The following is a 20752-nucleotide window of genomic DNA, read 5'->3' as shown; positions in this document are numbered from 1 at the left end:
CACCGCGGAACGTCCGCCGGACCGGGCCACCGGGATAACCCGGGGCAAACGGTCACAGGTGGCGCGGCGCCAGAAATGGCGCAGCGCCGAAGCGCAGTACCTAACGAAGACGGTAAAAAGCATGAATCTTCACGAGTATCAGGGTAAACAGCTGTTCGCTGAATACGGCCTGCCAGTTTCCAAGGGTTTCGCAGTCGACACCCCTGAGCAAGCGGCAGAAGCCTGCGACAAGATCGGCGGCTCGGAGTGGGTGGTAAAAGCCCAGGTCCACGCCGGTGGTCGCGGTAAAGCGGGCGGCGTCAAGCTGGTTCGCAGCAAGGAAGACGCCAAGGCGTTCGCTGCGCAGTGGCTGGGCAAGAACCTGGTTACCTACCAGACCGACGCCAATGGTCAGCCAGTCTCCAAGATCCTGGTCGAATCCTGCACTGACATCGCCAAGGAACTGTACCTGGGCGCTGTAGTCGATCGTTCGAGCCGTCGCATCGTGTTCATGGCCTCCACCGAAGGTGGCGTGGACATCGAGAAAGTCGCTCACGAAACTCCCGAGAAGATCCTCAAGGCTACCATCGACCCACTGGTCGGCGCACAGCCGTTCCAGGGTCGTGAGCTGGCGTTCCAGCTGGGTCTGGAAGGCAAGCAGGTTCAACAGTTCGCCAAGATCTTCGTAGGCCTGGCCAAACTGTTCAAGGACCACGACCTGGCCCTGCTGGAAGTCAACCCGCTGGTCATCAAGGCCGACGGCGACCTGCACTGCCTCGATGCCAAGATCAACATCGACGCCAACGCCATGTACCGTCAGCCTAAGCTGAAAACCTTCCACGATCCTTCCCAGGACGACGCCCGCGAAGCTCACGCCGCCAAGTTCGAACTGAACTACGTGGCGCTGGAAGGTAACATCGGCTGCATGGTCAACGGTGCCGGCCTGGCCATGGGTACCATGGACATCGTCAACCTGCACGGCGGCAAGCCGGCCAACTTCCTCGACGTTGGCGGTGGCGCTACCAAGGAACGCGTGACCGAAGCGTTCAAGATCATTCTGTCCGACAGCAATGTCGCGGCCGTTCTGGTCAACATCTTCGGTGGCATCGTTCGCTGCGACATGATTGCCGAAGGCATCATCGGTGCAGTGAAAGAAGTCGGCGTCAAGGTTCCGGTCGTCGTTCGCCTCGAAGGCAACAACGCCGAACTGGGCGCTAAAGTACTGGCAGAAAGCGGTTTGAACATCATTGCGGCAACCAGCCTGACCGACGCTGCTCAACAAGTTGTCAAAGCTGCGGAGGGCAAGTAATGAGCGTCCTGATCAATAAAGACACCAAGGTCATCTGCCAGGGCTTCACCGGCTCGCAGGGTACTTTCCACTCCGAACAAGCCATCGCCTACGGCACCAAGATGGTCGGCGGTGTAACCCCAGGCAAGGGTGGCACCACCCACCTGGGCCTGCCGGTGTTCAACACCGTCAAGGAAGCCGTCGAGGCGACCGGCGCCGAAGCTTCGGTGATCTACGTTCCGGCTCCGTTCTGCAAGGACTCGATCCTGGAAGCCGCCTTCGGTGGCATCAAGCTGATCGTCTGCATCACCGAGGGTATTCCTACCCTCGACATGCTGGACGCCAAGGTCAAGTGCGATGAGCTGGGCGTACGCCTGATCGGCCCTAACTGCCCAGGCGTCATCACTCCGGGCGAGTGCAAGATCGGTATCATGCCAGGCCACATCCACCTGCCGGGCAAGGTCGGTATCGTTTCCCGTTCCGGCACCCTGACCTACGAAGCGGTCAAGCAGACCACCGACGCCGGCTTTGGCCAGTCGACCTGTGTCGGTATCGGCGGCGACCCGATTCCGGGCTCCAACTTCATCGACATCCTGAAGCTGTTCCAGGAAGACCCGCAGACCGAAGCGATCGTCATGATCGGTGAGATCGGCGGTTCGGCTGAAGAAGAAGCCGCGGCCTTCATCAAGGCCAACGTGACCAAGCCTGTCGTTTCCTACATCGCTGGTGTTACCGCACCTGCGGGCAAGCGCATGGGCCACGCTGGCGCCATCATCTCGGGTGGCAAGGGTACTGCGGACGAGAAGTTCGCCGCCCTGCAGGACGCAGGTGTCAAGACCGTGCGTTCCCTGGCTGACATCGGCAAGGCCCTGGCCGAGCTGACCGGCTGGGAAATCAAGAAGTAAGTAACACGCAATACCCCCCACGCAACACAAAGGCCACCTTCGGGTGGCCTTTGTGTTTTCAGGACAATGCAAACGAAGCGTGACGACAACGATTTTTTCGATGGGTTTGATAGGTATTTTCTGACAGACGCTGGTCGATGCTCCTGTGAGAATATCCGCTGCACAGAGTCACCCAGACGACAAGAACATACGCACATCGGACAAGCACGTCTGTCCCAGTGCGTTTGCCGGGTAAAACGGTTAACCTACGCCCTCACTCTGTGCCCGTCCCCCAAAAGGGAACGACACGCTAAACGGGTCTGGCTCACCAAGCCGGGCAGCATTTCCCTCACCCATGGGGAAATCCCCTCACGAATCCCGATTTCAGCAGTGTGGTACTTCCTTAAATGAAAGTGTTAAAAGGCCAGGATATCCTGGCACTTGGCTTTATGACGTTCGCATTGTTCGTCGGCGCCGGCAATATCATCTTCCCGCCCATCGTAGGCCTGCAGTCCGGCCCGCATGTCTGGATGGCGGCCCTGGGCTTTCTGGTCACCGCCGTTGGCCTGCCGGTCATCACCGTGGTTGCCCTGGCGAAGGTCGGCGGCGGCATGGACGCGCTGAGCAGCCCGATCGGCAAGTTCTTCGGCGGCCTGCTGGCGGCCGTGTGCTACCTCTCGGTAGGCCCGCTGTTCGCGACCCCGCGCACCGCTACCGTGTCGTTCGAAGTAGGCGTGGCACCGCTGACCGGTGAAAGCCCGCTGGCGCTGTTCATCTACAGCCTGGTGTATTTCGCCGTGGTACTGGCCGTGTCGATGTACCCGACCAAGCTGCTCGACACTGTAGGCCGCTTCCTCGCGCCGCTGAAGATCATCGCCCTGGCGGTGCTCGGCATCGCCGCGTTCGCGCTGCCGGCCGGCACCATCGGCGAGGCGCAGCCGCAGTACGTGACCGCACCGTTCTCCCAGGGCTTCGTCAATGGTTACTTGACCATGGATACCCTGGGCGCCCTGGTATTCGGTATCGTCATCGTCAATGCCATCCGCTCGCGCGGTGTCGAGTCGCCGAAGCTGATCACCCGCTACGCCATCATCGCCGGCCTGATCGCCGGTGTCGGCCTGGCGCTGGTGTACATCAGCCTGTTCCGCCTGGGAGCGGGTAGCCATGACATCGCCATGGGTGCCTCCAACGGCGCGGCCGTCCTGCATGCCTACGTGCAGCACACATTCGGCTCGCTGGGCAGCGGCTTCCTCGCGGTACTGATCGCTCTGGCCTGCCTGGTTACCGCCGTGGGCCTGACCTGCGCCTGTGCTGAGTACTTCAGCCAGATCCTGCCGCTGTCGTACCGCGCGCTGGTGGTGATCCTGGCCGGCTTCTCGCTGCTGATCTCCAACCTGGGGCTGACCAAGCTGATCATGTTCTCGATCCCGGTGCTCACGGCCATCTACCCGCCGTGCATCGTTGTCGTGGGCCTGAGCTTCGTCAAGGACCTGTGGAATTCGCCCGTGCGTATCCTGGCGCCGGTGATGCTGGTGTCGCTGCTGTTCGGCCTGGTCGACGCGATCAAGGGCAGCAGCTTGGCGCACATGCTGCCGGACGCCATGGCACACCTGCCGTTGAGCGACCAGGGCCTGGCCTGGCTGGTGCCTTCGGTGGTCACCCTGGGCCTGGCCGTGGCGTGCGACCGCATGCTGGGCAAGCCGCGCGAGGCATTGGCCTGATGAGTTGACGCCAGGTCCTGGTGCCGGCCACAAGCCCAAGGGCACCCGCCTTGGTTGAAACCTGAACCCCGCGTCCATTCGGATGCGGGGTTTTTTTATTGTCGGTGCGTGCCTTTTCCCGGCCCTGGGCGTCGAAAGCCGGTCTATATCATTCACCGTGCCTGAACGATAGGAACCTGCATGAACTTCATTCAAAGCAACCTGAGCAATGTGCTCGCCATCTGCTGGTTCGCCCTGTGTTGGGGCGGCTACACCCGCTATGCCATCTGGAAGGGCCGCGACACAGCCTGCCTGGCCAGCGTGCTGCACTTATACCGGGAAGACTGGATGCGGCGCATGCTGCTGCGTGACAACCGCATCGCCGATGCCAGTGTGATCGGCAACCTGGAGCGCAACGCATCGTTCTTCGCCTCGAGCACGCTGATCATCCTGGCGGGCATCCTGACGGTGCTGGGGGCCTCTGATCGTGCGTTGTCATTGCTGGCTGACCTGCCGTTGGTGCAGGAGGCGTCCCAGGGCGTGTCCGAGGTCAAGTTGCTGTGCCTGGCGATGGTTTTCGTGTATGCGTTCTTCACGTTCAGTTGGTGCATGCGCCAATACAACTTTGCCGCAGTGTTGGTCGGCTCGGCACCGATGATTGGCGAGCGTCTGGTCAATGAGTTGGAGCGCAAGGCATTCGCTTCTCGCGCAGCGCGTGTATTGTCGCTGGCGGCGAACCAGTTCAACTTCGGCCTGCGTTCCTATTATTTCGGCATGGCCATGCTGAGCTGGTTCATCAGCCCATGGTTGTTCATGGCCATGAGTGTCGGGGTGGTATGCATTCTGTATCGCCGTGAATTTCATTCTGATGTGCTGGAGGTCATGGTCTTCACGCCAACCGAAAGTGCGCCGGCGGAGGTGGGCAAGGACAACGTCAATAACGTGGGCTGAAACGTTTTATTGAAAACTCAGGCACAAAAAAACCCGGCAATCGCCGGGTTTTTTGTGGGTGTTGCTTACTGCTTGGCTGGCTCGCTTGGAGCGGTTTCCGGAGCAGGAGTGGCTTCTGGAGCCGGAGTAGCAGGAGCAGCTTCCGGAGCAGGGGCGGCCGGGGCAGCTTCCGGAGCCGGAGCAGCAGGAGCGGCTTCAGGAGCGGCTTGCTCGGTCTTGGTTTCCGGAGCTTTCTCTTCGTTCGCCTTGTCGCAAGCGGCCAGGCCCATGGCAGCGGCCAGCATCAGGGCAAAAGCAAAAGGTTTACGCATGGGGGTGTCTCTCCTTGTGGAATAACTTACTTGTTCCATTTGAGCTCAAGTAAGCGGAATTAGTTCCGCGCAGATTACAGATATATCGCACGCGGAGCTAGATAGACTTTTCACTGAAAGTGTGCAGAGTGAACATTCTCACGAAAAAATAAGGTTGCCCATGTCTGATAACGACCTGATGGCCATGGCCGAACGCTTTCTTTCGGCGTTGAAACATTGCCAGCGCTTGCAGATGCAGGTGCATCATGCCGATACCGAGGGCATGACGCTGATGCTGCCCTGGTCGCCGACGATTGTAGGCAATCCGCAAACTGGCGCGGTGCATGGCGGTGCCCTGACCACCTTGATGGATACCACCTGCGGCATGGCAACTTTATGTGTATTGCCCAAGTTCGAAGTGTGCCCGACCCTCGATCTGCGCATCGACTACATGCACCCGGCGCAAGCGGGCAAGCCAATATACGGCCACGCCCAATGCTACCGGGTAACCCGCGATGTGATCTTCACCCGCGGCACCGCCTACCAGGACGACCCAGCCCAGCCGATCTGCCACGTGGTCGGCACTTTCATGCGCCTGGGCCAGGCCATCAAGGGCGGCATCCGCTTCGGCAATACGCTCAAGGAGGGCCGGCCATGATTCCCCGGGACGTTCGCCTGCGCCTCAATGAAGCGCATGCCGTAGGTGACTACGAGCCGTTGCTGGCGCTGATTCCCTATGCAGGGCTGATCGGCATCGAGTGCGCGCGCGAGGGCGATGACCTGCTGTTTCGCCTGCCGGCCAACCCGGACAATATCGGCAACCCGCTGCTGCCGGCGATCCATGGCGGGGTGATCGCAGGCTTCATGGAACTGTCGGCGGCGTTGTACCTGCTTATCTACAGCGAGAGTGCGAGCATCCCCAAGATCATCGATTTCTCCATCGACTATTTGCGCGCCGGGCATTACCGCGACACCTTCGCCCGCTGCCAGCTATGGCGCCAGGGGCGGCGGGTGACCAACGTCGCCATCACGGCCTGGCAGGCCGACCCTGCCTCGCCTATCGCCACGGCGAGGGCGCATTTCAAGATCGAACCGGAAAAGCCCTTGAAATAGTCCGGGCTGCCCCCATCTGCTGGACATCCGCCGCCAAAAGGCAGCCTACATAGGCGCCCGGCGACCACTGCCATCAGATCGGAGTGTTGAAGACCATGAGTGTGGAAACTCAAAAGGAAACCCTGGGCTTCCAGACCGAGGTGAAGCAGCTGCTGCACCTCATGATCCATTCGCTGTACTCGAACAAGGAGATCTTCCTGCGTGAGCTGATCTCCAACGCCTCCGACGCCGCCGACAAGCTGCGTTTCGAGGCCCTGGCCAAGCCTGAGCTGCTCGAGGGTGACGCCGACTTGAAGATCCGCGTGAGCTTCGACAAGAACGCCGGCACCGTGACCCTCGAGGACAACGGCATCGGCATGAGCCGCGAGGACGTGATCACCCACCTGGGTACCATCGCCAAGTCCGGCACTGCTGACTTCATGAAGAACCTGACCGGTGACCAGAAGAAGGATTCGCACCTGATCGGCCAGTTCGGCGTCGGCTTCTATTCGGCGTTCATCGTCGCCGACAAGGTCGATGTCTTCAGTCGGCGCGCCGGCCTGCCGGCGGCCGAGGGCGTGCACTGGTCGTCCAAGGGCGAGGGCGAATTCGAAGTCGCCACCGTGGACAAACCCCAGCGTGGCACCCGCATCGTCCTGCACCTGAAGAAGGGCGAGGAAGAGTTCGCCGACGGCTGGCGCCTGCGCAACGTGGTCAAGAAGTATTCCGACCACATTGCCCTGCCGATCCAGCTGCCCAAGGAGCAGGCCGCCGCCGAAGGCGAAGAGCAGCCAGCCGAAGAATGGGAAACCGTCAACCGCGCCAGCGCCCTGTGGACCCGTCCGCGTACCGAGATCAAGGACGAGGAATACCAGGAGTTCTACAAGCACATCGGCCATGACTTCGAGAACCCGCTGGCCTGGAGCCACAACAAGGTCGAAGGCAAGCTCGAATACAACTCGCTGCTGTACGTGCCGGCCCGTGCGCCGTTCGACCTGTACCAGCGCGAAGCACCACGCGGCCTGAAGCTGTACGTGCAGCGCGTGTTCATCATGGATCAGGCCGAATCGTTCCTGCCGCTGTACCTGCGCTTCATCAAAGGTGTGGTCGACTCCAATGACCTGTCGCTGAACGTTTCCCGCGAGATCCTGCAGAAGGACCCGATCATCGACTCGATGAAATCGGCCCTGACCAAGCGCGTGCTGGACATGCTGGAGAAGCTGGCCAAGAACGAGCCGGAGCAGTACAAGGGCTTCTGGAAGAACTTCGGCCAGGTGATGAAGGAAGGCCCTGCCGAGGACTTCGCCAACAAGGAGAAGATCGCAGGCCTGTTGCGCTTCGCCTCGACCTCCGAGGACAGCGGCGAGCAGAACGTGGCCCTGGCCGACTACCTGGCCCGCGCCAAGGAAGGTCAGGACAAGATCTACTACCTGACCGGCGAGTCCTATGCTCAGGTCAAGAACAGCCCGCACCTGGAAGTCTTCCGCAAGAAAGGCATCGAAGTGCTGCTGCTGACCGACCGCATCGACGAGTGGCTGATGAGCTACCTCAACGAGTTCGATGGCAAGGCCTTCGTCGACGTCGCCCGTGGCGACCTGGACCTGGGTGCCCTGGATTCCGAGGAAGACAAGAAGGCCCAGGAAGAAGTCGCCAAGGAGAAGGAAGGCCTGGTCGAGCGCCTGAAGACCGCTCTGGGCGATAGCGTCGCCGAGGTACGCGTCTCGCACCGCCTGACCGACTCGCCGGCGATCCTGGCCATCGGTGAGCAGGACCTGGGCCTACAGATGCGCCAGATCCTCGAGGCCAGCGGCCAGAAGGTGCCGGAATCCAAGCCGATCTTCGAGTTCAACCCGGGTCACCCGCTGATCGAGAAGCTGGACAACGAACAGAGCGAGAACCGCTTCGCGGAACTGTCGCACATCCTGTTCGACCAGGCCGCCCTGGCGGCCGGTGACAGTCTGAAGGACCCGGCGGCCTACGTTCGTCGCCTGAACAAGCTGCTGGTCGAGTTGTCTGCTTGAGTTGATGCAAGGAACGCCCGCTTCGGCGTAATGCCAGTCAGTCAAGCTGATTAGGGCGTCATTGGGGCTGCTATGCAGCCCATCGCGGCACAGGCCCGCTCCTACAGGATCATGCAAACCATTACCAATGGCGAGGTCCCTGTAGGAGCGGGCCTGTGCCGCGATGGGGCGCGTAGCGGCCCCAATTGCTTAACTGGCTGCCGTTACGCTTCGGAGGGTTTTTTTTCATGGTGCAAGGAGGAGTTTGATGAGCAAGGTAATCGTCGAGTCGCTGGTCTACCACCTGTCCGGCAAGGCCTACGAGAGCCGCCTGGTCTATGCCCCGGGCGCATTGCCGCAGCCGGGCCTGTTGATGGCGCCGAACTGGATGGGCATTGGCGAGGGCGCTGAGCGGATCGCCAAGGAAGTCGCCAGCCAGGGCTACGTGGTGCTGATTGCCGACCTGTACGGGCAGTCGCTGCGGCCCTCTAATGCCGACGAGGCCGGGGCGGCGATGATGCCGCTCAAGAACGACCGCGCCGAGCTGCGCAAGCGTATGGAAGAAGCCTTGGCGCAGTTGCTGGGGCAATCCAAGGCCTTGCTGGAGCCGGGCAAGGTCGCCACCTTCGGCTTCTGCTTCGGCGGTTGCTGTGCCCTGGAGCTGGCCCGCACTGGTGCCGATTTGCAGGCGACGGTGTCGTTCCACGGCACCCTGGACACGCCGAACCCGGCCGATGCCAAGCGCATCAAGGGCTCGGTGTTGGTGCTGCATGGTGCATCCGACCCGCTGGTGCCCAAGGAGCAGTTGCCGGCCTTCGAGGACGAGATGAACGCGGCCAAGGTGGACTGGCAGTTGCTGAGCTACGGCGGTGCGGTGCACTCGTTCACCGACCCTGCGGCCAACGTGCCGGGCAAGATGCAGTACGACCGGCGCACGTCCGAGCGGGCGTTCCGAGCAATGTTCAACTTGCTGGATGAAGTGTTCCAGAAGTAGCGCATTGCCTGCATCGCGAGACAAGCCCGCTTCCACAGATTGGGTGCAGCGGCGCCTTTGTGGGAGATTGCCCAGCCCTTCGGGCTGCGCTGTCGCGCAGAGAACAAGCGGCTAGCGCCGCCCCCCTGTGGGAGCGGGCTTGTCCCGCGATGAAGGCGACTCGATATCGCGCCTTAGCGCGGCAATTCGATGCGTGACGTTTCCCCCGGCACCGTGGGCCAATCCCCCGCAGCCCACCTGGCTCTGGCCTGCTCGATCAATTCCGGGTCACTGGCCACGAAGTTCCAGTTCATCCGCCGCGGCCCATCCAGCGGCGCGCCGCCGATCAACACCAGCTGGCATTCGCCTTGTGCGTACAGCGTCACTTCTTCGCCTTCTGGCAGCACCAGCAGGTTGCAGGGCTCGACTTCGTCTTCATCCAGCAACAGTTCGCCATCGAGCACGTACAAGGCGCGCTGGGCATGTTCGGTGGGGACTGTCAGCGTGGTCGCCGCCTGCATTTGCACGAGGGCATACAGGGTAGGGGAGAGCACCGGTACGGGGGACTGCAGGCAAAAGCCTTCGCCGGCAATCATGCAGATACGCACGCCCAAACTGTCGCTCACCGGCAGACTGGCTCCCGGGTGGTGGCTATAACTCGCAGGCCCTTGCTCATGTTCCCTGGGCGAAGCCAGCCACACCTGCAAACCGTGCAGGCGCGAGCCGTCGGCGAAGGCATCCGCTGGCGTGCGTTCGACATGGGCGACGCCACTGCCTGCGGTCATCCAGCTCACGTCACCGGGCAATACACGCTGTTCGGAGCCCAGGCTGTCCTTGTGCAGGATTTCGCCTTCGAACAGGTAGGTCAGGGTCGACAGGCCGATATGCGGGTGTTGGCGGATGTCCATGCCGCTGCCGGGTGCGTAGTCTGTTTCCAGCATATGGTCGAAGAACACGAATGGCCCGACGCTACGGCATTGAGCCGACGGCAGCGGACGCAGGATGGGCTGGCCTTCGACCGATTCGGCGCGGGGGTGGATGACCAGGGGGCGGCTCATGGCGGGGCTCCAGGCAGGCAACAGGTGCCTCTAGCATAGCGGGTCGGGGCGCAGCGCTGAACCGTCTGGCTTAGCTGTTGGTCTACTGTTTTCGTACCCCTGAAAAGGACACTGCCCATGATTGCCAGAGCGCTGACCTGCTTGCTGTTGTCGGGAGGATTGTGCCTGGCGGCGCAGGCTCGCGATTACCGCTACAGCGACGCTCACCTGCACTACGTCGATTTCTTCCAGGAAAGCGAAGGCATGCCGGCATTGCTCCAGGCAATGGATGCGGCAGGTATCGACCAGTCGATGATTTCCGGCATTCCGGTGGCCAAGAAGTGGCATGAGGACGAGCCCAAGCGTCCCCGCTACTACGCAGGCGACGACGCCGAAGCCTACTGGTACAGCGCCACCGACCTCTATGTGGCCGCGGCGCTGGAAACACTGCCGCCCGAGCAGCGGCGGCGCTTTCACCCGTTCATCAGTGGCTTCAACCCGGTGGACAAGAATGCCGTGCACCATGTCGAACGAATGCTCGAGCTCTATCCAGGTCTATGGCAGGGCATCGGCGAAGTGTTCACCCGCCACGACGACCTCACCGCCTTGACCAGCGGCGATACCCCGCGGGCCAACAACGAGGCCATGACACGCATCTATCATCTGGCCGCCGAGCAGGACCTGCCGGTGCTGATGCACTCCAACATCACCTCCAAGCGCGAACGCAACCCGCTCTACCTGGCCGAGATCGAGCAGCCACTGCGTGACCATCCGCATACCCGCTTCATCTGGGCCCATGCTGGCACCAGCATGGAAATCCACCGGCACCAGACACAGATGAAGTTCCTCCTGCCTGTGGTCACGCGGCTGCTGGAGACCTACCCGAACCTGTACATCGACTTGTCCTGGAGCATGCGCGAGCCCTACCTGCTCGATGAACACGGCAAGCCGCGCAAAGCATGGCTGGCGCTGGTCGAGCGCTTCCCTGAGCGCTTCATGCTCGGCTCCGACGTGGTGGGGCGTTTCTCCAGCATCGGTGAGCAGATGCACGGCTTCGATCCGTTCCTCGATGCGTTGCCTGCCGAGGTGGCCCGTAAGGTGGCGCGGGAGAACTTTCTCGGCGTATTGCCTGGTGGGCCAAAGTAGCGTCCTTGCATATCGCGGCTCTGGGGCTGCTTTGCAGCCCTTTCGCGGCACAAGGCCGCTCCTACATGTCCGGTGTAGGAGCGGCCTTGTGCTGCGAAAGGGGCGAACAGCGCCCCCGGCAATCTCCAGACGCACAAATGAAAACGCCCCGAACCAGTCGGGGCGTTTTCGTTACGGCTGCGTCAGGCTGTTACTTGCCAGTCCAGCGCTTGAGCACCAGGGTAGCGTTGGTGCCGCCGAAGCCGAAGCTGTTGCTCATGACCGTATCGATCTTGGCGTTTTCTTCGGTCTTGCGCAGGATCGGCAGGTCGGCGACCTCCGGGTCCAGCTCGTCGATGTTGGCGGAGCCGGCAATGAAGTTGTTTTCCATCATCAGCAGGCAGTAGATCGCCTCGTGTACGCCTGCGGCGCCCAGCGAGTGGCCCGACAGGCTCTTGGTCGAGCTGATCTTCGGTGCCTTGTCGCCGAACACTTCACGCACGCCCTTGATCTCGGCGACGTCGCCGACCGGGGTGGAGGTGCCGTGGGTGTTGAGGTAGTCGATCGGGGTGTCGACGGTGGACAGCGCCTGCTGCATGCAGCGGATCGCGCCTTCGCCGCTCGGGGCAACCATGTCGTAGCCGTCGGACGTCGCGCCGTAGCCAACGATTTCGGCGTAGATCTTGGCGCCACGGGCCAGGGCGTGTTCGAGCTCCTCGACCACCACCATGCCGCCACCGCCGGCGATGACGAAGCCATCACGGTCGGCGTCGTAGGCGCGCGAAGCCAGTTCCGGGGTTTCGTTGCGCTTGGTCGACAGGGCGCCCATGGCATCGAACAGGAACGACTGGCTCCAGTGCTCTTCTTCACCGCCACCGGCGAAGACGATGTCCTGCTTGCCCCACTGGATCTGCTCCAGGGCGGTGCCGATGCAGTGTGCCGAAGTGGCGCAGGCCGACGAGATCGAGTAGTTGATGCCCTTGATCTTGAACGGGGTGGCCAGGCACGCCGACACGGTGCTGCCCATGGTACGGGTGACGCGATACGGGCCGACACGCTTGACGCCTTTCTCGCGCAGGGTGTCCAGGGCTTCCATCTGGTTCAGGGTGGAGGCACCGCCGGAACCTGCGACCAGGCCGGTACGCGGGTTGGAGACTTGCTCCTCGGTCAGGCCGGCATCCTTGATCGCGTCCTGCATCGCCAGGTAGGCATAAGCAGCGGCATGGCCGACGAAGCGATAGACCTTGCGGTCGATCAGCTCTTCGAGGTTGAGGTCGATGGAACCGGAAACCTGGCTACGCAGCCCCATTTCCTTGTATTCCGGGTTGTAACGGATACCCGGACGGCTGTTGCGCAGGTTTTCGGTGACGGTAGCTTTGTCATTGCCCAGGCACGATACGATGCCCAGACCAGTGATAACGACGCGGCGCATGCGAATAACCCTTAGAAATTGTCAGTGGAGGTGAACACGCCGACCCGCAGGCCTTCGGCGGTGTAGATCTCGCGACCGTCGACGCTGACCGAGCCATCGGCGATGGCCATGTTCAGCTTGCCCTTCAGGACGCGCTTGATGTGAATGTTGTAGGTGACCTTCTGGGCCGACGGCAGCACCTGGCCGAAGAATTTCACCTCGCCCGAGCCCAGGGCGCGGCCACGGCCCGGCAGGCCCTGCCAGCCGAGGAAGAAGCCGACCAGCTGCCACATGGCATCCAGACCCAGGCAGCCCGGCATGACCGGATCGCCTTCGAAGTGGCAAGCGAAGAACCACAGGTCCGGATTGATATCCAGCTCGGCGACCAACTCACCCTTGCCATACTTGCCGCCTTCGGCGCTGATATGGGTGATGCGATCGACCATCAGCATGTTCGGGGCGGGCAGTTGCGCATTACCTGGGCCGAACAGCTCACCGCGACTGCAGCGCAGCAAATCTTCCCGAGTAAAGGCGTTTTGTTTGGTCATGCGAGCTCCTCAATAATCCCCGTGCGGCTGGGGCTGAATCTTCCCGGCCGGCCCGGCATGCGTTGAGTCCGGGGCGGCAGCCTACAAGTAGACTATTGCGTTGTGGTGAAAGTCACAGCGCACCTGGCAAAAGAAGTACAGGTGTGCACTGAAACGCTTATTTTCAGGGCCTGGGCAGGTCCTGTCTAGTGGCCAGGGCGCGAATTCCGATGCTTGCGTCGCTGGGGCGACCCCCTCCATGACACCGAATGAGCCTCGCCCAAGCCAACATTTCCCCTAGACTGACGCATTTGCGCGCTAATCGCCAGTGGCGGCTGTCCGGCCAGACAACCAGTGTTGCAGTACCTGCTGCAATTCCGTGCGTTTGAACGGCTTGCTCAGGTAGTCGTTCATGCCCGCTGCCAGGCACCGTTCGCGGTCGCCCTGCAGCGCGTTGGCGGTCAGGGCGATGATCGGCAGCTGTGCGGTATTCGGCAGCCGACGAATGCGCCGGGTGGCCTCGTAGCCGTCCATCATGGGCAGGCGGCAGTCCATCAGGACGGCGGCGAAAGGCTGCTGTGCCACCTGTTCGACGGCCTGGGCGCCATCGCTGGCGATGCTGACGTCGAAGCCCAGGCTGCGCAGCATGGCATCGATGACGCTCTGGTTGACCGGGTTGTCCTCCACCAGCAGGATGCGCCCGCCCTGCAGCGGTGCCTGGCGGTCCGCGCTGGTGCTGGGCGGCGCTGCCGCGGGCGAGGCCAGGGGCAGGGGGATTTCCAGGGTGAAGGTCGAGCCCAGGCCCTCGCGGCTCTCGCCGCGCAGTTGCCCGCCCATGCGTTCGGCCAGGGTGCGTGCGATTGCCAGGCCCAGACCAGTACCGCCATAGCGCCGGGAAATCGAGCTGTCGGCCTGCTGGAACGCTACGAACATCATTTCCAGGCGGTCGCTGTCGATACCGATGCCGGTGTCGCGCACCGCACAGGTGAACCATACCAGCTGCGGGTCGAGCATGTGCCAGCGGGCGTCCACTTCGACCTGGCCCTGTTCGGTGAACTTCAAGGCGTTGCCGATCAGGTTCAGCAGGATCTGGCGGATCCGGGTCGGGTCACCGCTGACCTGCAACTGGTCGATTCCCGGCAGCAACTGCAGGCGCAGGTCCAGCCCGCGTTGCTGAGCGCTGTGCTGGAACGACTGGACGCAATTGGCGACCAGCTCGCCGATGTTGAAGCCTATCTGCTCCAGCTCCACGGCGGTGCGCTCGATGCGCGAGAAGTCGAGGATGTCGTTGATCACCTTGAGCAGGTGGCCGGTGGACTCGCTGGCCACTGCGGTGTAGTCGGCTTGCTCGCTGGTCAGCTGGGTGGTCTCGAGCAGCTGCAGCATGCCCAGCACGCCATTCATGGGCGTGCGCAGTTCGTGGCTCATCATCGCCAGGAAATCCGACTTGGCCCGGTTGGCCTGCTCGGCCTCCTCGCGGGCCTGGGTCAGCTGGGCGATCGCTTGCTTCTGTTCGGCGCTGGCCTGGTCCAGGGCACTGGCCAGGTTGTTGATATGGCGGGCCAGGTGGCCCAGCTCGCTGTCGTCGACCACCGGCAGGGGCACGTTGAACTCACCTTTCTGGATGGCCTTGACCGCATGCCCCATGTCGCTGATCGGCTTGGCCAGGCTCATGGCCAGGCGCCGCGCGAGGAGGAAGGTGAACAGCAGGGCGAACAAGGCCAGGATGCCGGCCTTGGTGACGATTTCCTGTTGGCGCTGGCTGAAGGCGTCGTCGGACATGCCGACGATGACGCGGCCCAGATAGTCGTCGCCGACGCTCGGCACGGGCGTGTTGCCTTCTTGCAGGAAGTCGTTGTCCAGGCGGATCTGCTGCAGGCGGATCGGCGCCTGGAACACTTCCACGCGCTGGGCTCGGTTGATGTTCTCGCCGTTCTGCTCGACGTACACCAGGATATGGTTGCGGCTGTCCTGCACCTCCAGGAAGCGTACGTGGGGAATGCTCAACGTAGCCCGCATGAGGCTCTCCAGCACCTCGTTGTTGCCGGAGATCACGCCGTATTCAGAGGCCGGCGCCAGCTGGTTGGCGATCAGTTGCCCGGTATGGTTGAGCTCCTGGCGTAAGTCCTGGATACGCACGAAGGTGAAGAAGCTGATCAACAGCAAGGTGAGCAGCAGGGCGGGGCCCAGGCTGATCATCTGTGTACGGGTATGAATGTCCCAGCTCCGGCGATTGCTCATGGCATGGGCTCTCCTTCGGCCAGCACCACGGCCGCGGCCTCGGCGTCGATCGGCTCCAGGCCCAGGGCGCGGGCTACCTGCTGATTGCCGGTCACCCCATAGTGCGCAGGGTAGTGGCTGCGCGGCCAGCTGGCCGGTGGGCGGTCGAGCAACTGGTCGAGCACGGCCAGCCAGTCGTCCTGGTCGCTGAAAGTGCTGGCCAGGGCGCCAGCGCGGACAAAGCCGGCGTTGGGGCCTACCAGCGCCATCTGCCGACCGTAGGTGCTGAGCAGGACATTTTTGGCGGTCTTGGAGTTGTACAGGTCTGGGTCGTCGATCCCCAGCAGTACGTCGCTGTTGCCGAGCAGGCGTTGCAAGGGCCTGCTGTCACGCGGGTCCGGCCAGTCCTGGGCGACGATCTCCAGGCCCAGCGGGCGGGCGGCCAGGCGCAGCTCATCGAGCAGGAAGCGGCTATGTTCGCCATACAGCACGCCAACCCGCCGGGCTTGCGGCAGCAGGTAGCGAACCAGGCGCAGCTGGCGGGCAGGCGGCGGGTCGCTCCAGAGCAGGCACAGGTATGCCGGTCGTGACTTTCCCAGGCGTTGTTCGGCCTGTACACGACTGACCCGTAGGGCCAGGGCAGGCGGCCCTGCCGCCTCGCCCAGGCGCCATTCCAGGGCGGCGACATCGAGCAGCACCAGGCGCACGTCGCCCTTCAAATGCCCGGGCCGGGGCAGGTCAGCCACGGCCTTGAAGCGTACCTGGTCCTGGGGGCGATGGGCTTGCAAGGCGCTGACGAAGCTGCGGACGCCCGGTTGGTCACTGGCACCGACCAGCAGCACTTCGCTGGCCGATACCGTTCCCAGCGGCCAGAGGCATAACAGCAGCAGGCGCAGCAACAGGCGCATCAGAACTCGAGCTCCGCGCTGACACTCAGGCGGTGGCGGCTGTCATAGCGGTTCTGTTCGAGGGTGACCGGCTCGTCGTCAAGGCGTTGTTGCCACAGGGCTGCCAGTTCCAGGCTGGTGCCCTGGAAGCGAAAGCGCTTGGCCAGGCGCAGGTCCATGCGCTCGTAGCGATAGCCGTTGAGAGCATCGTCGCCGTAGTAGAAGAGGGCGCTGGACCAGCCTTCGCCCCAGTCACGCATCCAGCCGGCCGAGCCACTGTTGCGCGCGCTGAGGCGACGATCGTTGGGGTTGCTGGCCCAGGCATCGACGTAGGCGTAGGTCAGGCGCAAGCGGTCGTGCAGGGTGGGGCGCCAGTCCAGCTGGGCCTCGCTACCACTGAAGCGGGCCTTGTTGGCATTGCTGGCGATGTACTGGTTGTTGCGCAACGGCTCGCTGATCATTCCGGTGATCTCGTCGTAGAACAGCTTCACGTCCATGCTCAAGTCGATGTCGCTGAAGTTGCCGTTGTAGCCCAGCTCGCGCGAGCGCATGCGCTCCTGGTCGAGGTTGCCCGGGCCGCGGGTCTTGACGAAGTATTCGCCGCTCTTGAAGCCGTAGACATTGGAGCTAAGGTTGTCGACGGTGTAGCTCCAGTTGACGTTGTTCTCGAACATGTCCGGCGAGCGCACGGCCTCGGAGTACACCGCGCGCAACCCGTGGCGCGGCGTGATCAGATAGTTGACGGCCATGCGCGGCGTCAGCGAACTGCCGGAAAGTCGGGAGTCCTCGAACATCAAACCGCCCTGGACGATCCAGTGTTCGTTCGCGCGCCACTCCAGCTGGCCGAACAGACGCCAGGTCTGGTCGTCCAGGCTACCGTTGAAATAAGTCTGCGAGTCGGCCCGGTCGTAACGGTAGTTCATGCCGCTGAGCAGACGAAGGTTGTCGCTCAGGCTCAGGGTGTCCTGGATCTCCAGGTCGAAGCGGCTCTCGCGGGTGCTTTGGTCGACGTCACCGCAGACGGTCTGGTTGGCACCGTTGTCCCACTCGTTCTGCACCTGGTCGAGCAGGTCGTTGAGGACCGGGTCGGTAGTCGTTGGTAAGCTGTCCCGGCCCTTGTTGATATTGCGTGCCACGCGCTCGGCGAAATTCGGGTCCAGCTGCCACATTCGGGTCATCTGCGGACTAAAGGCCAGGGCGGCGTCGCAGGCACGCCAGACTTGCTCGCGCTCGAAGTGCTGGGCCGAGCTCTGGATGTAGAAGCTGTGCTCAGGGTTGAAGTCGATGTTCCAGCGTACCGAGCCTGCATAGTCCTTGGCATTGACGTCGGCATTGTCACCGGCCAGGGCGTTGCGAAACACCGGCTGGTAGGTATAGGGCCGCTGGTTGCTGCCTTCCTTGGCCGCCAGCTGCCATTCCAAGGTCTGGTTCATGGCCAGGTTGTGGCTGGCACTGAGGTTGAAGCGGTTCAGGCGGCGGCTGTCACGGTAGTCGTTGCCGAACTGGTCCGAATCGAAGCCGTCATCCTGCATGCCGGACAGCGACAGGCGCATGTCGCCGCCTTCCCAGCCAAAGCCCTGGCTTGCATAGAAATCGTTGATGCCATCCTGGCCACGGGTCACCTTCAGCCGGGTGCCATGGCTGTCGGCTGGGTTGCGGGTGAGGATGTTGACCACCGCCATCAAGGCGTTGGCGCCATAGCTGACCGTGTTGGGGCCGCGGAACACCTCGATACGCTCGATGTCCTCGATGGCCAGCGGAATGTCGCTCCAATCTACCGTGGCCAGGCCCGCGCGGTACACCGAGCGGCCATCGATCAGCACCTGCATGCGCCGGGCGTCGCTGACATTGCTGCCATGGTAGTTGACCGTCGGCTGGTTGCCGGCACCATAGCCGACCATCATGCCGGGCACCAGGCGCATCAGTTCCGGGATATCGCGCGCGCCGCTGGCGCGGATCAGCTCGGCGTCGAGCACCGTCATGCTGCCCGGTACGGCCGCCGGGGATTGTTTGAGACGGGTTGCGGTCAGAACCTGAGGCAGATCCTGGTTGTCGAGGAACATGTCGTCGGCCACGGCCGGGCCGCCCACGAGGGCAGTCAGCAACAACAGGCGCGGGAAGGGTGGCGTGCCAGGGAACACGGTACGGCCTTGTTTCGGGGATGAAACAGGCATGTTAACCGACCGTTTGGGTTTTGCCAGTGGTCTGTGTCCTCCATGTCTTGTTTGCGACAGCTCTGACACTGGCCCTGTCGCATACGCACCGTATAATGCCCCGGTCGCCACTTAACTTATTGGCTTTAACGGATTGGATATGACTGAACAGCAACCTGTTGCAGTTCTGGGAGGCGGCAGCTTCGGCACCGCCGTGGCGAACCTGCTGGCGGAGAACGGCGTGCCGGTGCGCCAATGGATGCGCGACCCGGAACAGGCCGAGGCCATGCGCGTCAATCGCGAGAATCCGCGCTATCTCAAGGGCATCCGCGTGCATGATGGGGTCGAGCCGGTCAATGACCTGCTGGCCACGCTGCAGGCCTGTGACCTGATCTTCGTCGCCCTGCCGTCCAGCGCCCTGCGCAGCGTGCTGGCGCCCCATGCCGAGCTGCTGCGCGGCAAGGGCCTGGTGAGCCTGACCAAGGGCATCGAGGCGCAAAGCTTCAAGCTGATGAGCCAGATCCTCGAGGAAATCGCCCCCCAGGCCCGTATCGGTGTGCTCTCGGGGCCGAACCTGGCACGTGAGATTGCCGAGCACGCCCTGACCGCCACTGTGGTAGCGAGCGAGGACGAAGCCCTCTGCCAGCAGGTGCAGGCCGTGCTGCACGGGCGCACCTTCCGTGTCTATGCCAGCGCCGACCGCTTCGGTGTAGAGCTGGGCGGGGCACTGAAGAACGTCTATGCGATCATCGCGGGCATGGCCGTGGCTCTGGGCATGGGCGAGAACACCAAGAGCATGTTGATCACCCGAGCGTTGGCCGAGATGACCCGTTTCGCCGTGAGCCTGGGGGCCAACCCCATGACCTTCCTGGGCCTGGCCGGGGTGGGTGATCTGATCGTCACCTGTTCCTCGCCCAAGAGCCGCAACTACCAGGTCGGCCATGCCCTGGGCCAGGGCCTGAGCCTGGAGCAGGCGGTCAGCCGCCTGGGCGAGGTGGCCGAAGGCGTCAACACCCTCAAGGTGCTCAAGGCCAAGGCCCAGGAGGTACAGGTGTACATGCCGCTGGTGGCGGGGCTGCATGCGATCCTGTTCGAGGGGCGCACGCTGAACCAGGTGATCGAGCACTTGATGCGCGCCGAACCCAAGACCGATGTCGATTTCATTTCCATCAGCGGTTTCAACTGACCCCGGAGCCAATCCATGAACGACCCTGTAAACCGCGCCGAGCGCGAATCGATCATCCTGCGGGTACTGTGGATGCTGGTGTTTCTGCTGGTCTGGCACGTGGCGCAGCTCCTGCTGGGCGGCCTGGTGCTGGTGCAGCTGATCTACCGCCTGGTCTATGGCGCGCCCAGCGGCAGCCTGATGAACTTCGGCGACAGCCTCAGCCAGTACCTGGCGCAGATCGGCCGCTTCGGCACCTTCCACAGCGACCAGAAGCCTTGGCCGTTCGCCGACTGGCCGACGCCTCGCGCCCCGGAAGGCGAGCAGCCCCATGAAGTAGCCGCGGGCGCCCACCCGGCGCGTGACGAGGAGCCCAAGCTGTGAAGCTCTGGGTGCTGCGTCATGGCGAGGCCGAGCCGCGGGCCAACACCGATGCCGAGCGGCGTCTGACTGCCCACGGGCGCGAGCAGGTCATGCGCAGTGCCGCACGGCTGCTGGGCCAACCACTGGATGCGATCATCGCCAGCCCCTATGTGCGGGCCCAACAGACGGCGGCGCTGGTATACGAGGCGCTCGGGTTCGCCGGGCCGGTGCGTACCGTGCCCTGGCTGACCCCCGACAGCGATGCCGGCGAGGTGATCGGCGAGCTGGACAAGCTGGGCTTGGAGCACATGCTGCTGGTGAGCCATCAACCGTTGGTGGGTAACCTGGTGAGTATGCTGGAGCATGGCCATGGCCAGCACCCGGCGCCCATGAGTACGGCCAGCCTGGCGGAGCTCGAAGGGGATTGGCCGCTGGCGGGGGTGATGACCTTGCGGGGGCTGCATCACGCGGGATGAGCTGGGCAATCGCACTCTTGTGGGAAATCACCCAGCCCTTCCGGGCTGCGCTGTCGCGCAGATAACAAGCCCCCTGTGGGAGCCAACCGTCTTGAGTTGCTTGCCCCGGTCCTATCGCTGGCAAGCCAGCTCTCATAGAGCAACGCATAACTATTTGATTTTGCGGGCTTTGTGGGAGCGGGCTTGTCCCGCGATTGGGCCGGGCCGGATATCACCGTCGCCTGGCAAGGG

Annotated in this window: 19 protein-coding genes; 12 read left to right on the top strand and 7 right to left on the bottom strand. The window is 62.9% G+C overall.

Annotated elements, in window-relative coordinates:
• The first annotated feature begins 121 nt into the window (after nt 1-121).
• From sucC to IRZ56_RS09595, 4 genes are all read left to right on the top strand, one after another.
• Nucleotides 122-1288: an ADP-forming succinate--CoA ligase subunit beta gene (sucC, locus tag IRZ56_RS09610; RefSeq protein ID WP_011534748.1), complete on the top strand. Its 1167-nt coding sequence runs from the start codon at nt 122-124 to the stop codon at nt 1286-1288.
• Nucleotides 1288-2172 carry a succinate--CoA ligase subunit alpha gene (gene sucD, locus IRZ56_RS09605; RefSeq protein ID WP_084854666.1) on the top strand — a complete coding sequence of 295 codons (885 nt, stop codon included), beginning with the start codon at nt 1288-1290 and terminating at the stop codon, nt 2170-2172. The genes sucC and sucD overlap by 1 nt, the downstream gene beginning before the upstream one ends.
• A 386-nt stretch (nt 2173-2558) precedes the next feature.
• Nucleotides 2559-3872 carry a branched-chain amino acid transport system II carrier protein gene (gene brnQ, locus IRZ56_RS09600; protein ID WP_196144741.1) on the top strand — a complete coding sequence of 438 codons (1314 nt, stop codon included), beginning with the start codon at nt 2559-2561 and terminating at the stop codon, nt 3870-3872.
• Between the two features lie 180 nt (nt 3873-4052).
• Nucleotides 4053-4802 (top strand): DUF599 domain-containing protein, encoded by a 750-nt coding sequence (locus IRZ56_RS09595; protein WP_196144740.1) that lies wholly within the window; start codon nt 4053-4055, stop codon nt 4800-4802.
• 65 nt (nt 4803-4867) lie between these two features.
• Here IRZ56_RS09595 and IRZ56_RS09590 read toward each other — a convergent pair whose 3' ends face one another.
• Complete coding sequence (locus IRZ56_RS09590) at nt 4868-5113, bottom strand: hypothetical protein (protein ID WP_196144739.1); 246 nt, start codon at nt 5111-5113, stop codon at nt 4868-4870.
• Nucleotides 5114-5273: 160 nt separating this feature from the next.
• Between IRZ56_RS09590 and IRZ56_RS09585 the strand changes: the two genes are divergently transcribed.
• The 4 genes from IRZ56_RS09585 to IRZ56_RS09570 all read left to right on the top strand — a co-directional run bounded on the left by IRZ56_RS09585 (nt 5274) and on the right by IRZ56_RS09570 (nt 9178).
• A complete protein-coding gene (locus IRZ56_RS09585) occupies nt 5274-5750 on the top strand; it encodes a PaaI family thioesterase (protein ID WP_196144738.1) in 477 nt (158 codons plus the stop codon).
• Complete coding sequence (locus IRZ56_RS09580) at nt 5747-6205, top strand: PaaI family thioesterase (protein WP_196144737.1); 459 nt, start codon at nt 5747-5749, stop codon at nt 6203-6205. The genes IRZ56_RS09585 and IRZ56_RS09580 overlap by 4 nt, the downstream gene beginning before the upstream one ends.
• A gap of 95 nt (nt 6206-6300) precedes the next feature.
• Nucleotides 6301-8205: a molecular chaperone HtpG gene (htpG, locus tag IRZ56_RS09575; RefSeq protein ID WP_196144736.1), complete on the top strand. Its 1905-nt coding sequence runs from the start codon at nt 6301-6303 to the stop codon at nt 8203-8205.
• A 247-nt stretch (nt 8206-8452) separates the two neighbouring features.
• On the top strand, nt 8453-9178 hold the full coding sequence (locus IRZ56_RS09570; protein WP_196144735.1) for a dienelactone hydrolase family protein: 726 nt from the start codon (nt 8453-8455) through the stop codon (nt 9176-9178).
• A 173-nt stretch (nt 9179-9351) separates the two neighbouring features.
• On the opposite strand, the gene IRZ56_RS09565 is transcribed toward IRZ56_RS09570, so the two are convergent.
• Complete coding sequence (locus tag IRZ56_RS09565) at nt 9352-10215, bottom strand: pirin family protein (RefSeq protein WP_196144734.1); 864 nt, start codon at nt 10213-10215, stop codon at nt 9352-9354.
• A gap of 117 nt (nt 10216-10332) precedes the next feature.
• Between IRZ56_RS09565 and IRZ56_RS09560 the strand changes: the two genes are divergently transcribed.
• Nucleotides 10333-11340: an amidohydrolase family protein gene (locus IRZ56_RS09560; protein WP_196144733.1), complete on the top strand. Its 1008-nt coding sequence runs from the start codon at nt 10333-10335 to the stop codon at nt 11338-11340.
• A 190-nt stretch (nt 11341-11530) separates the two neighbouring features.
• Here IRZ56_RS09560 and fabB read toward each other — a convergent pair whose 3' ends face one another.
• From fabB to IRZ56_RS09535, 5 genes are all read right to left on the bottom strand, one after another.
• A complete protein-coding gene (gene fabB / locus IRZ56_RS09555) occupies nt 11531-12751 on the bottom strand; it encodes a beta-ketoacyl-ACP synthase I (RefSeq protein ID WP_084854676.1) in 1221 nt (406 codons plus the stop codon).
• Between the two features lie 11 nt (nt 12752-12762).
• Nucleotides 12763-13278, bottom strand: a complete 516-nt coding sequence (gene fabA, locus IRZ56_RS09550; RefSeq protein ID WP_043211383.1) for a 3-hydroxyacyl-[acyl-carrier-protein] dehydratase FabA — start codon at nt 13276-13278, stop codon at nt 12763-12765.
• Nucleotides 13279-13575: 297 nt separating this feature from the next.
• Complete coding sequence (locus IRZ56_RS09545; RefSeq protein ID WP_196144732.1) at nt 13576-15498, bottom strand: ATP-binding protein; 1923 nt, start codon at nt 15496-15498, stop codon at nt 13576-13578.
• Nucleotides 15495-16385 carry an ABC transporter substrate-binding protein gene (locus IRZ56_RS09540; protein WP_196144731.1) on the bottom strand — a complete coding sequence of 297 codons (891 nt, stop codon included), beginning with the start codon at nt 16383-16385 and terminating at the stop codon, nt 15495-15497. Before IRZ56_RS09540 ends, IRZ56_RS09545 begins: the two co-directional genes overlap by 4 nt.
• Entirely contained in the window at nt 16385-18538 is a 2154-nt protein-coding gene (locus tag IRZ56_RS09535; protein ID WP_196144730.1) for a TonB-dependent receptor plug domain-containing protein, read from the bottom strand. The genes IRZ56_RS09540 and IRZ56_RS09535 overlap by 1 nt, the downstream gene beginning before the upstream one ends.
• A gap of 139 nt (nt 18539-18677) precedes the next feature.
• On the opposite strand from IRZ56_RS09535, the gene IRZ56_RS09530 reads away from it, so the two are divergent.
• From IRZ56_RS09530 to sixA, 3 genes are read left to right on the top strand one after another with little or no spacing between them, the layout of a single operon-like run.
• A complete protein-coding gene (locus tag IRZ56_RS09530) occupies nt 18678-19703 on the top strand; it encodes an NAD(P)H-dependent glycerol-3-phosphate dehydrogenase (protein ID WP_196144729.1) in 1026 nt (341 codons plus the stop codon).
• Nucleotides 19704-19718: 15 nt separating this feature from the next.
• Nucleotides 19719-20066 (top strand): DUF4389 domain-containing protein, encoded by a 348-nt coding sequence (locus IRZ56_RS09525; protein WP_196144728.1) that lies wholly within the window; start codon nt 19719-19721, stop codon nt 20064-20066.
• Nucleotides 20063-20521 carry a phosphohistidine phosphatase SixA gene (gene sixA / locus IRZ56_RS09520; RefSeq protein WP_196144727.1) on the top strand — a complete coding sequence of 153 codons (459 nt, stop codon included), beginning with the start codon at nt 20063-20065 and terminating at the stop codon, nt 20519-20521. The genes IRZ56_RS09525 and sixA overlap by 4 nt, the downstream gene beginning before the upstream one ends.
• Nucleotides 20522-20752 lie beyond the last annotated feature (231 nt).

This window comes from Pseudomonas guariconensis (assembly GCF_015680235.1).
Taxonomy (GTDB): domain Bacteria; phylum Pseudomonadota; class Gammaproteobacteria; order Pseudomonadales; family Pseudomonadaceae; genus Aquipseudomonas; species Aquipseudomonas guariconensis_A.
Note: the sequence above shows the minus strand (reverse complement) of the source record. Positions and strands in the feature narration are given on the sequence as shown.